The following is a 12574-nucleotide window of genomic DNA, read 5'->3' on the forward strand; positions in this document are numbered from 1 at the left end:
ACATAAGTAATATTGTTTTATATTATAGACGCTCCTGTTTTTAATAGGAGCGTTTTTATTTTATATTAAAGAGATAATGTATGAATAACAGTCATTTTTTTGCTCATTTATCACGATTAAAACTAATTAATCGTTGGCCTTTAATGCGTAATGTAAGAACTGAAAATGTATCAGAACATAGTTTACAGGTTGCTTTTGTTGCACATGCTTTAGCAGTAATTAAAAACAAAAAATTTAATGGAAATGTTAATCCAGAAAGAATTGCATTGCTGGCAATGTACCACGATGTTTCAGAAGTGATAACTGGTGATCTACCAACACCAACAAAGTATTACAATCCACAAATAACGGTTGAATATAAAAAGATTGAAAAAATAGCACAGAATAAACTTATCAATATGCTTCCTAAAGAGTTACAAGATGATTTTAGAACATTAATTGATGATGATTTTTATGATGAAATAGAAAAAAGTATTGTAAAACAAGCTGATGCATTATGTGCTTATCTAAAAACGATTGAAGAACTCAGTGCGGGCAATAATGAGTTTAAATTAGCAGAACAACGTTTAAAAAAGACTTTATCTGAACGCAACAGTCCTGAAATGAATTACTTTTTAGATGTTTTTATTCCGAGCTTTAGCTTGTCATTAGATGAGATAACTATGTAAAATTAATTTATCTATTTAAATATTTTTTATTTCTATCATAGATTATTAATAAAAAAATACGTCTTGTTTAGAATGTTAAATGTAGTGATGACAAAAAGATTCTTACTGTATTTATAATAGATATACTTTACCTGAGATTATAATTTATATTTTGATAAATATAACGTTTAACAGGTCTACCAATAGACAGATAAGTTAAATGGCTTTTAAGCTCACCAAGTTCCTCTAAGTAATCGAGATATTTTTTAGTGATATACGAGATAACGAAATTAATTCAACGATATCACTCATTGAAAAATCACAATTGTACTAAATAATAACCTCTCGAACCTTTTGTAAGGTCAGGCTATCAATACCTTTAGGCAATCCTTTGTTATGAGTAGTCGGTTTAGCAAAAATCCGATCATATAATTGATGCTGATTTAATATTTTGGACGATGATAACAAACGAACATGTTCCTGATAGGAAACTAATGCGGTGCGTAAACGCTCAAAAGTGAAAGGTTTAACAATATAATCAATTACACCTAAACGTAGAACTGCTTTGTAACTATCCCCTAAAATAGTACAGCAAAAAAGTAGAAAATTCTCTATGATAAAAGTAAAAGGGGATTTAATTATGAAAAAAATGACTGAACATCAAATCGTAGCTATTTTAAAAGAAGCTGAAGCTGGTGTAAATACCCCAAACTTAGTACACACAACTCACGTAGAAAATTAAGCTGCTTGTTTTAGTGTTTTATACTCAATCGGCGTCATATTATTTAGTGCTTCATGAGGCCTTTCGGTGTTATAAATCGTTAACCATTCTTCGGTTATTCTCCTTGCTTGTGCTAAGTTGTTAAAAAGATATAAATCGAGTACTTCAGTACGATAGGTACGATTAAATCGTTCAATATAGCCATTTTGATAAGGGCTACCTGGATATAATCAATGGTTATATCATGTGATTTAGCCCAGTTTATAAAGGTTTTTCCTGTAAATTCGGGTCCATTATCGACCCGTATTTTTAATGGATACCCATGATATTCGGCCAGTTTATCTAAATAACGGGTAATCCTTCCTGCCGGTAAGCTCACTGCAATATCAATACCTAACGCCTCACGATTAAAGTCATCGATGACATTGAATGTCCTCGACGTTGATTACGGCTACTGTCACTCATAAAATCCATTGACCAACATTCACCTTGTTTATTAGGCACCAATGGCTTTTCTGGGCATCGTGGAGGAATGCGTTTTTTACGCTTTACTCTGAGATTAAGCTTTAATTCACAATACACCCGATATACCCGTTTATGATTCCATTTATAGCCGAGCTTTTTGATACGATTAAAGCATTTAGGAAAACCCCAGCGTAAATGCCGGTCTGTGATAGCATTCAACACCGAAACAATCACCGAATCATCCTGTAACTTAGGTTGATAATAGTAAGCACAACGGCTTAAGCCAACAATGGCACAACTCATAGCAATAGTAACCGAATAATTTTGTTGTAGTTGCTGTGCCCACGTTTTACGTGCCTTTGTGGGCACTAAAGCTTTTTTATGATTTCTTCCTGCAGCTGGGATTTTAAACTCAGTTCGGCAAACATCTGCTTAAGCTTGCGATTTTCAGCCTCCAGCTCCTTTAAGCGTTTGATATCCGAAGTTTCCATTCCGCCGTATTTTTCTCGCCATTTATAGAAAGTTGAATTACCCATGCCATATTTACGCCACAGTTCCTTGACAAGGATACCAGTTTCAGCTTTTTTTTAAATAGCTACAATTTGATGTTCAGTCATTTTTTTCATAATTAAATCCCCTTTTACTTTTATCATAGAGAATTTTCTACTTTTTTGCTGTACTATTTTAGGGGATAGTTACAACCGCAAACTAAACTCGCAATATAAAAAAGTAGAAAGTTAGAATCTTTCATTAACATTTTTGTTGCAGTTAAAGTATTTTCGTCAAAACCACCACAGTAAACTAATAGTGATGGAACAATTAAAGATAAAATTGCAGGTGCACCAAATTTTTTAAAGAAAGGAATATTTTGCCCAAGTGTTCCTAAAAACCAATCTAATGGCAAAATAACGGCAAAGCCTCCAATTAATGTTCTTGGTAGCATATCTAATTGGGCGGCAATAATGACGATGATGGAGCAAACAACGAAAATAGGTAAAGGTAAAGAACCTATATAAAGTTTATTTTCTTTTAATTTATGCTTCATGCCCATAATATAACCTCTTGCACTCCTAATTTATTTCAAAAGTACAATCAGTATAATCATGGATATAAAAATCAGAAGAATAAGAAAGTTATATAACTAATTATGTAATTAATGTAAGTCATTAAATAATTTGGGTTGCATAAATTGAAATATAGAGACAGCTTTATCTAGCTATTCACCTATTGATTTACGAGTGTTTAAAATGATCAATACAGATCAAATTAAAATTATAGATTAATTGAAAGATTACGCATTAATAACTAAAGCCAGATACAAACATCAATTACCATTGTGAGTGATGAAATTCTCACAATGGCAAAATAATTAATCTTCTTTCCCTCGGATCTTCCGAGACAATCGTTTAAACCCATGAGTAAACTTTTTAATTGTCATTGCAAAAAAAGGAACCTTAATTTTAATATCAAAGCGTTCTTTCAGTTCGATTGCATCATTGGCTTTAGTTAGCCAAATAAATCCTGAATTAGTTAAATCAATGGCCTTGATTTTTCCTTCAGGCGTTAAGATAAAATTCCCACCATGGATATCATTAGATACTAAATTATAGCTGTGCAGTTTTTCAATACAGTTTTTAACTTGATCGCCATACTTTTTCATTTCTTCCCACTTTAAAGAACGCCCTTTGATAAAGTTAAAAATCATATAATGGCGTTTAGTTTTTTGATCGAAAGCGACCAAATACAGTTCATAAGCAATATCGGCATTATCAAGTGATATTTTGGCGAGTTTACGAATTAAATTGAAATAAAAGTCGCCAGTAATTTTGGAGATCAAACGACGCTCTAAACGGTGCTCAACACCGCCATCAATTTTAAAAATAAATTTTGATTCATTATGATCAATTAAATAAGTATATCGCTCTAATTTATCGCTAGGATCGAGTAATTCATGATGTCCTTCTTCCGCCAAAAATTGGTCAAAAAGTTCTAAATAATTGATTTCGTTATTTTGCACATAGGCGAACTTCATATCTCCACGTTGAACTTCAATAATTTTTGCAAAGTTATTCAAATTTTATTATCCCAGAATACATCAAAAAAATTGACTTATCTTAAACATTATCTGTGTTAAAGTAAATGAAACAGTAACGTTTAACCAGTAGTATGAATAATATTAATTAAAAAAGTGATGAATATTTGCTATGCCATTAAAATGATATTATGGTTAAATAATTCAATTTATATTACTGGTTAGTTATGTCTAATAGCGCATCCGAATGGTTTTTATATATTATTAGAACAGCAAAACAATCACTCTATACTGGTATTACAACAAATGTGGAAAGAAGGCTTCACCAACATCAAACCAACAAAGGTGCAAAGTATCTAAAAGGGCATAAAGATTTAACTATTGTGTACCAGATCTATATTGGTGACAGATCGATGGCGCTTAAGCTTGAGTACCGAATAAAACAGCTTTCTAAACAAAAAAAAGAGAAGTTAGTCACAAACCAGCCTAATTTAAACGAATTATTAAAACTACTCAATTAATACGCTTTATATTCACATCATTGGCATTAACTGTATTGCAGGTGCTTTAATTGCATCAATTTGCTTATTAAACTCTGCTAATTGTTGACGCCAAAAATCCTCATCAGTAATCCATGGAAAGGCGATAGGAAAAGCAGGATCTTGCCAACGCTCTAAAATCCATGCTAAATGATGGACCATTCTCATAGCTCTTAAAGGTTCGATAAGCTTTAATTGATGATGATCAAACTCACAAAACTCCTGATACATTTCAATCAATAAATCCAATTGTAAACGTTGCTGTTGACGATCACCATGCAGTAACATCCATAGATCTTGAATTGCAGGGCCATTACGAGAATCATCAAAATCAACAAACATCGCATTATCACGCCATAAAATATTGCCAGCATGGCAATCGGCATGTAATCGAATAGGCTGCCAATCGTTATGCCAATGCTGTTCAACAGTTTTTATTAACTGGGCTAAAATATCTTTAAGGTCAGTTTGAATTTTCTTAGAAATATAAGCGCTAGATAGCAAGATATCTTGTGGCCGATAAAGATACGCTTCTAATCCAATAGTTGGACGATGTAAAAATGTCTGCTTAGCACCAATTTGGTGGATACGACCAAGCAACATACCCACAGATTCCATTTGCTCGATATTATCCATCTCATATTGTCGTCCTCCAACACTAGCAAATAGCGTAAACAGATAACCTTGATATTCGTGTAGTGTCGTATTATTAAATGTTAATGGCGTAATAACGGAAACCTCAGCATCAGCTAATTGCTTAGTAAATTGATGTTCTTCAAGAATTTGCTGGCGATCCCAACGGTTTGGTCGATAAAACTTAGCCACATAACGTTTGCGATCTTCATCTTGAAATTGATAAACACGATTTTCATAACTATTTAACACGGTCAAACCAGAATCTATACTCAATCCTATTGAAGATAGACTATCAATAATTAAATCTGGTGATAAAGATTGAAACGAAAATGTTGAACTATTCATTGAATGATTTCCTTTATTGCAAACTAAACCATTCATCTAATTTTTGTTTTAGAGCTTCAAGTCCAATACGCTTAGGTGATGAAAAAGGAGCAACAGTAATATCTCCTTGAAAAGGTAAAATGGCTTCTTTCACCATATTAACTTGTTTTTTTTGAGCGCCAGAAGCTAATTTATCAGCTTTAGTAAGCAGTAACATAATAGGGATATCAACTGAAACCGCCCACTCAATCATCTGTTGATCTAAATCTTTTAACGGATGTCTAATATCCATCAATACAACCAACCCTTTTAAACTTTCACGTTTTTGCAGATATTCGCCTAATGCTTTTTGCCATTTACGCTTTATCGCCTCTGGGACTTGAGCATAGCCATAACCGGGTAAATCTACTAAACGGCAATTTTCTTCAACTTCGAAAAGATTAATAAGTTGGGTTCGACCTGGCGTTTTACTCGTTCTAGCAAGCCCTTTTTGATTGGTTAATGTATTAAGTGCGCTTGATTTACCAGCGTTAGAACGACCAGCAAAAGCAATTTCAACACCACTATCAACAGGTAGATGAGAAATATCAGGTGCACTCAAAATAAAATGAGTTTTAGCATAATTTAATGGGTGAATATTGGTCATAAATAAGTATCCTTTAAATGCAACGGCATTTAATTGACTAAAATGCTGTTACTGTATAGAAAAACTTAAGAATTGACAACTTTTTCCACAGCTTTCGCAAATCGAGTCATACCTTCTTTAATTTCATCTTCAAAAATAATTAGCGATGGGGTAAAGCGTAAAACATTAGGTCCAGCATTTAAAATCATTACTTTAAATTCGGTTGCTACGTTCAAAAAATCACGAGCTTTATTGTGAAATTTGGGTTGTAATTCTGCACCTAACAATAACCCTTTTCCACGGTACTCTCGGAATAATTTAAATTTATCATTAATTTCCTCTAATTGCTCAATAAATACAGCACGTCGCTTTTGCACACCTTCAAGTATTTCAGGAGAATTAATAATATCAAAAGCCTCGCAACCCACAGCACAAGCTAAAGGGTTACCACCATAAGTTGTACCATGCACACCGGGATGCATAACTGAAGCAATTTCGTCTGTTGTTAACATAGCACTAATTGGAAATCCACCGCCTAATGCTTTAGCCGAGGTCAAAATATCGGGTTTTACATCATATTGTTGATAAGTAAATAAACTGCCTGTTCGACCCATTCCACACTGCACTTCATCAAACACCAGTAACGCTTTATATTCATCACATAGCTCACGCAAACCTTGTAAAAATTCTGGCGTGGCTGAAGTTAACCCACCTTCACCTTGTACTGGCTCTAGTACAACCGCACAAGTATGATCATCCATTACGGCGTTAACTGCATCAAGATCATTAAAAGGAACATGAATAATATCAGCTGGTTTTGGACCAAAACCATCCGAATACTTAGCCTGACCACCAACTGCGACGGTAAAAAATGTACGTCCATGAAAAGATTGATAAAAAGCAATAATTTTAGTCTTATAAGGATTGTATTTATGTATTGCGTAATGACGAGCTAATTTAAACGCAGCTTCATTAGCTTCGGCACCAGAATTTGCAAAAAAAACACGTTCAGCAAACGTATTATCGATAAGTTTTTGAGCAAGATTTAAAGCTGGCTCATTAGTAAAAACATTACTTACATGCCATAACTTTTCACTTTGTTCATGTAATACTTTAACTAATCTTGGATGACAATGCCCAAGCGCATTTACAGCAATGCCACCTGCAAAATCAATATATTCTTCACCATTTTGATCCCAAACACGACTTCCTTTACCCTTTACGGGAATAAATTTTGCTGGTGCATAAATAGGTAAAATAACTTTATCAAAAAGTTCACGTGTGATTTTTGGCTGCATTGTTTAATCCTTATTTATTTTATTAACTGGTTCATTATCATTTTAATCGAACTAATTGCGGTGTAAAGTAAATAATTATTCAAATATTTTAAATGAATATTCAATTATTAAAGGTGAGTTCAATTTAAAACTAATATAATAATTTTCTTCTTATCTATAATTATTTTCAGGTATAATTAGCCACTATCCGTTGAGTGTATTTAAAAGAGATAAAAATGAGCCGTGTCGTTTATTGCCATTATTTAAAAAAAGAAGCAGAGGGATTAGATTTTCAACTTTATCCAGGGGAGATTGGTAAACGTATTTTTAACGAAATATCCAAACAGGCATGGCAAGAATGGCTCAAAAAACAAACAATGCTCATTAACGAACGTAAACTCAATATGATGAATCTAGAACACCGAAAAAAAATTGAAGCTGAAATGATCAAATTTCTATTTGAAGGCGAAGAAGTTGTTATTGATGGATATAAACCTCAAAATTGAGATGTAAAATGAAAAAAAATAAAAAAATCATTGCATTAATTATTGCTGTAACTCTTCTAACAGGTTGTCCTAGTACGAATTCAAAAAAAAATGAAAACAATTATGTTAAAGATACTAATGCTTTTAATATCTTAATTAGTCAATATGCTAATAACATTGAAGAAATTTGGGGTCCGAAAGAAGTCCTTATTGCAGGACCTAAAGATTATGTTCAATATGAAGATAATTTAAAAACGCGTGTCCATATTAACTTTGTTTCAGGTGTGATTACTATTGAAACGATGGCAGAATCACCAATAGAAAACCTAAAAGAAGCGATAGTTTCAACATTACTTATGTCAGAGCCAGTTGACATTATACGTCATGACAAAATCAGCCAAGACTTATCTCAAGAACCATTTTTATACAATCAGGTGTTAGATCAAGAGCATCAACCGATTCGTTGGAGTGGCAGAGCCAATAGCTTTGCTGATTATCTACTTAACAATAATCTAAAAACTCGCTGGTCTGGTTCTTGTAAAATTACTTATGTTGAAATTAAACTTGTTCCTAACCACATAAATCAACGTGCCAGAAAATTCTTACCAATAGTAGCTGAAGCTTCTAATCGTTATTTTATTGATGAACGCCTGATTTTAGCCATTATGGAAGTTGAATCTGCATTTAACCCATATGCTGTCAGCCGTACTGATGCACTTGGACTAATGCAAGTACAACAACACACCGCTGGGCGTGATATTTTCAAATTACAAGGCAAATCAGGTGAACCAAGTCGAAAATTCTTACTCGATCCGCGTAATAATGTTGATATAGGTACAGCCTATTTATCTTTATTAAAAACGAAATACTTAGCAGGCATTAATAACCCAATTTCATTAAGATACGCCGTGATTACATCTTATAATGGAGGAGTAGGAAGTGTATTGCGTACGTTTTCTAACGATCGCAATGAAGCTATCAACATCATAAACTCAATGACACCACAACAAGTTTATCGAAAGCTTGTGACTTCACATGTATCACAAGAATCGCGCAATTATTTAATAAAAGTCAGTCGAATTTTAGATAACAAATAAGAGGCATATAAATCCGCCACTCTTTATACTTTATGGAAAGTAGCGGATTTTTTAAGAATAAAAAAACTTAAATAAAATCAATGTTTTTTCTAAACAGGTTTATTTGCAAAAATAAAAAAGTCTTATATTTGCCCAAAAAAACCGTCAGGTAACGCATTGATTTTATTTAAGTTTTGATTGATTTTTTTTGAAATAGGCCATTTCAGAAGTTATTTTTAACCGGTTATTAATTAATAAACCAAACCTATCTTAACAAAACCTTACAAAAATTTAACAAAAAAATTGAGTATCTATTTTTCAATGGCTATACTATCGGCAATTAAACCAAGAAAATAGCTCAATAAACGAGCGTTTAATCATTAAAATCTAAATAAAACAAAAAAGTTAGTTTACAGGTCAAGCATTATGAATTGCCATTGCAAGCAACAAGCATGGCATACCTATGTTTTAAATCTTGTTAATTTCCACTATTGTCGAGCCTTTTTACGGGCTTTATATTTACCGCTTAGTTTGGCATAATTGCCAAAATTGTCATCAATTTCTAATCTGTTATCAAAACCGCCGTTAGCCTTTGCACCGTTGTTATTACTGCCCTATTCGCTCAGTTCTCAGGCGTTGTCGGCACAAACATTAAGCATTATTCACGGGTCTGCGCCATATTTTACCGTTGATAATGGCGCAACAAAACTGAGAACATTAGATGAGTTTTCCGACGTTTTTTTTGTCAATCACATTACCCGATGGCACAAAACTGACACCGGCAATCAACCCATCAACTGAAACCAATCCAATCACATTATCAATGTGTAGAAAATAAGTTAGCTGATGTCCATACGTTGATAACAGCAACCACCCAACCAATATCAAAAGGTCAGTATTATGTCACTTTAAATGACTTAGTGAATACTTATCACTATTGGGGTGATGATGATGGCGACGGGCAAGGGGGGCAAGTAACTGCTACAGGGCATTTGGAGGCTCTTTTTTTTGATAAATATCTCAATAGTATCAACCCGAGCGATGCATTAACGCTTTGTCGGGCTCCTTATTATCTGGATTATAATAGCGTCGAAGATATCACTTTAACAACACAGTATGGTGTACCCAATAGTCTTAATGTCGACTGGAATGAGGCGTACTATTACTTTAATCCCGCTCCTTCAGCAACTCTTTGTCACACAAAGCCGACAGCAACTTACAGTAGCTCGTGGTGGCCTCACTGGGATAATTATACGGATGGATTTAGGGGCTATTTGATCCAGTCGACTAATCCAGCTTCTTACGGGCTTAATTTTCCAACTACGGGGATGGATGGTTATGCATTTGATTTAGACATAAGGGGCGTTGATGCCAGTCAATTGACGTGGCAGCCTGTTACTCACAGTGGAATAACCGCAACAGTAAGCTGGACAAAAACAAGCAGTCGTGATAAGTATCCTAGTGGCAAACGTCCAGAATACGTAACACGGGTTACTTTAACGGGCCCTAAACCAAGTTATAGCCAAATTCAGTCAAACAACCCAAGCCCACTTAGCAAACCAACGTTGCCACAGACTTTTGAATTAGTGGGTAGGGATAGTGCAGGTAATGCGCTAATTACATATGGATTTGAGCTAAAGCAGTGGTTTGTTAGGGGAACTGCTTACAACGTACGTTTCACACTTAGCGAGGCAACCACTTGGTTGTAATAGTGTAGGTTACCGTCTTCCAAAAGCAAAGGATTTAACTAATGCGACTCTTTCTGAACGTGGTCGTAATCGTGAAATTGGTGCTGGCCTTCACTCGGAATGGTGAGAACCACTACTTCCTAATTTTTATGTTTTCACGAGTGAGGTTTCAGATAACCGCCTAGTCGCTTTCTATGATTTTGGTTCAGTTGCAGCTCTGAGGCTCGAATCTCCCAACTTAACGGCAGTGGGCGCAGTTTGCGTACACCTTAGTGTTTAGGCTTAGTTTTTAACCAGTAGATGCAGGGGCTGATATTATTATATCGAACAAGCTAACCCAAAGGCTTCCCCCCTGCATTATGCCCAGTTCAGCACAAACAACCACTGCCGCTGCGCCGAAAACCATTAGCATGGTATTGCGTGGTTTGGTTTGGCGGTGGTTTTATTGCATTGTTACGATTCAATACCACCGCAAAATTCAGCTAAAAAACCGTCAGAAAAGTTATTGATTTTATTTAATTTTTCATTTTGTTGTTCCTAGATTACACCATGAAGTGCAATTTGTCTTAACTCCTTCGAATAAAAGGAGGCAGGGCTTTTAAACTTATGCCGTTTTCTTGGGCGTGTGTTCAATAGATATTGTATTTTCTTTATCTGTTCGTCGTCAACTAATGAAATGGCCGCTGACTTTGGTATAAACTGACGTATTAAGCCATTGGTGTTTTCATTTGTACCTCTTTGCCAGCTTTTATAAGGCTCCGCAAAGTATACGGTAGTATTTAAATAATGCTCAATCGCATGATGATAATTAAATTCCATCCCATTATCAAAGGTGATGCTTTTAACCATCTTTTTAAACGGCGTTAGCAATTTTATTATCATATCTTTCGTTTCGGAGGCGGTGCGTTGATTAAGGCGTCCAATGAGTACGAGTCCAGTTTTGCGCTCAACTAACGTCAACAATGCTTGCTTATCTTTACGGCTAATTATGGTATCGCCCTCCCAATGTCCTTGCGTTTTCCGACTTTCTACATAACTTGGACGTTGTTTAATTGACCGTTTATATCGGCGGTCTCCTTCTTTAATACTCGGTGCCTTGCAATGTCGATAAGCTTTGCCTTTTCGCCTTAGATAAGGCTTGAATGTAACTATCCCCTAAAATAGTACAGCAAAAAAGTAGAAAATTCTCTATGATAAAAGAAAAGGGGATTTAATTATGAAAAAAATGACTGAAGATCAAATTGTCGCTATTTTAAAAGAAGCTGAAGCGGGTATTCCGGTTAAAGAACTGTGCCGTAAATATGGCATGGGTAATTCAACTTTCTATAAATGGCGAGAAAAATACGGTGGAATGGAAACTTCGGATATCAAACGCTTAAAGGAGCTGGAGGCTGAAAACCGCAAGCTTAAGCAGATGTTTGCCGAACTGAGCTTAAAATCCCAGCTTCAGGAAGAAATCATAAAAAAGCTTTAGTGCCCACAAAGGCACGTAAAACGTGGCACAGCAACTACAACAAAATCATTCTGTTACTATTGCTATGAGCTGCGCTATCGTTGGCTTAAGCCGTTGTGCTTACGATTATCAACCTAAGTAACAGGATGATTCGGTGATTATTTGGTGTTGAATGCTATCACAGACCGGCATTTACGCTGGGGCTTTCCTAAATGCTTTAATCGTATCAAAAAGCTCAGCTATCAATGGAACCATAAGCGTGTTTATCGGGTGTATTGTGAATTAAAGCTTAATCTCAGAGCAAAGCGTAAAAAACGCATTCCTCCACGATGCCCAGAAAAGCTATTGGTGCCTAATAAACATGGTGAATGTTGGTCAATGGATTTTATGAGTGACAGTAGCCGTAATCAACGTCACTATAGGACATTCAATGTCATCGATGACTTTAATCGTGAGGCGTTAGGTATTGATATTGCAGTGAGCTTACCGGCAGGAAGGATTACCCGTTATTTAGATAAACTGGCCGAATATCATGGGTATCCATTAAAAATACGGGTCGATAATGGACCCGAATTTACAGGAAAAACCTTTATAAACTGGGCTAAA

General features: G+C 34.9%; 18 protein-coding genes. 7 read left to right on the forward strand and 11 right to left on the reverse strand.

Annotation, left to right across the window (positions count from 1 at the left end):
• Window positions 1-80 precede the first annotated feature (80 nt).
• The gene (gene yfbR, locus A9G25_RS09365; RefSeq protein WP_065626699.1) at window positions 81-668 is read left to right on the forward strand and encodes a 5'-deoxynucleotidase; all 588 of its coding nucleotides are present in this window, start codon (window positions 81-83) and stop codon (window positions 666-668) included.
• A gap of 717 nt (window positions 669-1385) precedes the next feature.
• Here yfbR and A9G25_RS13250 read toward each other — a convergent pair.
• The 6 genes from A9G25_RS13250 to A9G25_RS09385 form a co-directional block, all read right to left on the reverse strand.
• Complete coding sequence (locus A9G25_RS13250; RefSeq protein WP_081297201.1) at window positions 1386-1565, reverse strand: integrase core domain-containing protein; 180 nt, start codon at window positions 1563-1565, stop codon at window positions 1386-1388.
• Entirely contained in the window at window positions 1502-1747 is a 246-nt protein-coding gene (locus A9G25_RS13065; protein WP_255307108.1) for an integrase catalytic domain-containing protein, read from the reverse strand. Before A9G25_RS13065 ends, A9G25_RS13250 begins: the two co-directional genes overlap by 64 nt.
• Window positions 1748-1761: 14 nt before the next feature.
• Window positions 1762-2202, reverse strand: coding sequence for an IS3 family transposase (locus A9G25_RS13070; RefSeq protein WP_081297216.1), 441 nt, complete (start codon window positions 2200-2202; stop codon window positions 1762-1764).
• On the reverse strand, window positions 2202-2402 hold the full coding sequence (locus tag A9G25_RS13075) for a transposase (RefSeq protein WP_255307110.1): 201 nt from the start codon (window positions 2400-2402) through the stop codon (window positions 2202-2204). Before A9G25_RS13075 ends, A9G25_RS13070 begins: the two co-directional genes overlap by 1 nt.
• A 110-nt stretch (window positions 2403-2512) precedes the next feature.
• On the reverse strand, window positions 2513-2878 hold the full coding sequence (locus A9G25_RS09380; protein ID WP_176701109.1) for a 2-hydroxycarboxylate transporter family protein: 366 nt from the start codon (window positions 2876-2878) through the stop codon (window positions 2513-2515).
• Between the two features lie 324 nt (window positions 2879-3202).
• Complete coding sequence (locus A9G25_RS09385) at window positions 3203-3907, reverse strand: lipopolysaccharide core heptose(II) kinase RfaY (RefSeq protein WP_065626701.1); 705 nt, start codon at window positions 3905-3907, stop codon at window positions 3203-3205.
• Between the two features lie 185 nt (window positions 3908-4092).
• On the opposite strand from A9G25_RS09385, the gene A9G25_RS09390 reads away from it, so the two are divergent.
• Entirely contained in the window at window positions 4093-4386 is a 294-nt protein-coding gene (locus tag A9G25_RS09390) for a GIY-YIG nuclease family protein (RefSeq protein WP_065626702.1), read from the forward strand.
• Between the two features lie 12 nt (window positions 4387-4398).
• Here the strand turns inward: A9G25_RS09390 and A9G25_RS09395 are convergent, their stop codons facing one another.
• From A9G25_RS09395 to argD, 3 genes are all read right to left on the reverse strand, one after another.
• Window positions 4399-5385, reverse strand: a complete 987-nt coding sequence (locus A9G25_RS09395; RefSeq protein WP_065626714.1) for a serine/threonine protein kinase — start codon at window positions 5383-5385, stop codon at window positions 4399-4401.
• Window positions 5386-5398: 13 nt separating this feature from the next.
• The gene (gene yihA, locus A9G25_RS09400) at window positions 5399-6010 is read right to left on the reverse strand and encodes a ribosome biogenesis GTP-binding protein YihA/YsxC (RefSeq protein ID WP_065590380.1); all 612 of its coding nucleotides are present in this window, start codon (window positions 6008-6010) and stop codon (window positions 5399-5401) included.
• A gap of 65 nt (window positions 6011-6075) precedes the next feature.
• Window positions 6076-7287 (reverse strand): bifunctional acetylornithine/succinyldiaminopimelate transaminase, encoded by a 1212-nt coding sequence (argD, locus tag A9G25_RS09405; protein WP_065626703.1) that lies wholly within the window; start codon window positions 7285-7287, stop codon window positions 6076-6078.
• A gap of 215 nt (window positions 7288-7502) precedes the next feature.
• Here argD and A9G25_RS09410 point away from each other — a divergent pair, with 215 nt between their 5' ends.
• Both A9G25_RS09410 and mltC read left to right on the forward strand, forming a co-directional pair.
• The gene (locus A9G25_RS09410) at window positions 7503-7772 is read left to right on the forward strand and encodes an oxidative damage protection protein (RefSeq protein WP_065626704.1); all 270 of its coding nucleotides are present in this window, start codon (window positions 7503-7505) and stop codon (window positions 7770-7772) included.
• Window positions 7773-7780: 8 nt separating this feature from the next.
• Window positions 7781-8848, forward strand: coding sequence for a membrane-bound lytic murein transglycosylase MltC (mltC, locus tag A9G25_RS09415; RefSeq protein WP_065626705.1), 1068 nt, complete (start codon window positions 7781-7783; stop codon window positions 8846-8848).
• A gap of 696 nt (window positions 8849-9544) precedes the next feature.
• Here mltC and A9G25_RS12860 read toward each other — a convergent pair.
• Window positions 9545-9697 carry a hypothetical protein gene (locus tag A9G25_RS12860; RefSeq protein WP_176701110.1) on the reverse strand — a complete coding sequence of 51 codons (153 nt, stop codon included), beginning with the start codon at window positions 9695-9697 and terminating at the stop codon, window positions 9545-9547.
• Between the two features lie 50 nt (window positions 9698-9747).
• Here A9G25_RS12860 and A9G25_RS09420 point away from each other — a divergent pair, with 50 nt between their 5' ends.
• Window positions 9748-10536, forward strand: coding sequence for a hypothetical protein (locus A9G25_RS09420; RefSeq protein ID WP_176701111.1), 789 nt, complete (start codon window positions 9748-9750; stop codon window positions 10534-10536).
• A gap of 516 nt (window positions 10537-11052) precedes the next feature.
• Here the strand turns inward: A9G25_RS09420 and A9G25_RS09425 are convergent.
• Entirely contained in the window at window positions 11053-11667 is a 615-nt protein-coding gene (locus A9G25_RS09425; protein WP_081297179.1) for an IS30 family transposase, read from the reverse strand.
• 64 nt (window positions 11668-11731) lie between these two features.
• On the opposite strand from A9G25_RS09425, the gene A9G25_RS09430 reads away from it, so the two are divergent.
• Window positions 11732-11989, forward strand: coding sequence for a transposase (locus A9G25_RS09430; RefSeq protein WP_065579872.1), 258 nt, complete (start codon window positions 11732-11734; stop codon window positions 11987-11989).
• Between the two features lie 144 nt (window positions 11990-12133).
• A partial coding sequence (locus A9G25_RS09435) for a DDE-type integrase/transposase/recombinase (protein ID WP_141675034.1) occupies window positions 12134-12574 on the forward strand: 441 nt, incomplete at its 3' end.

Source organism: Gilliamella sp. Bif1-4 (genome assembly GCF_001690535.1).
Taxonomy (GTDB): domain Bacteria; phylum Pseudomonadota; class Gammaproteobacteria; order Enterobacterales; family Orbaceae; genus Gilliamella; species Gilliamella bombi.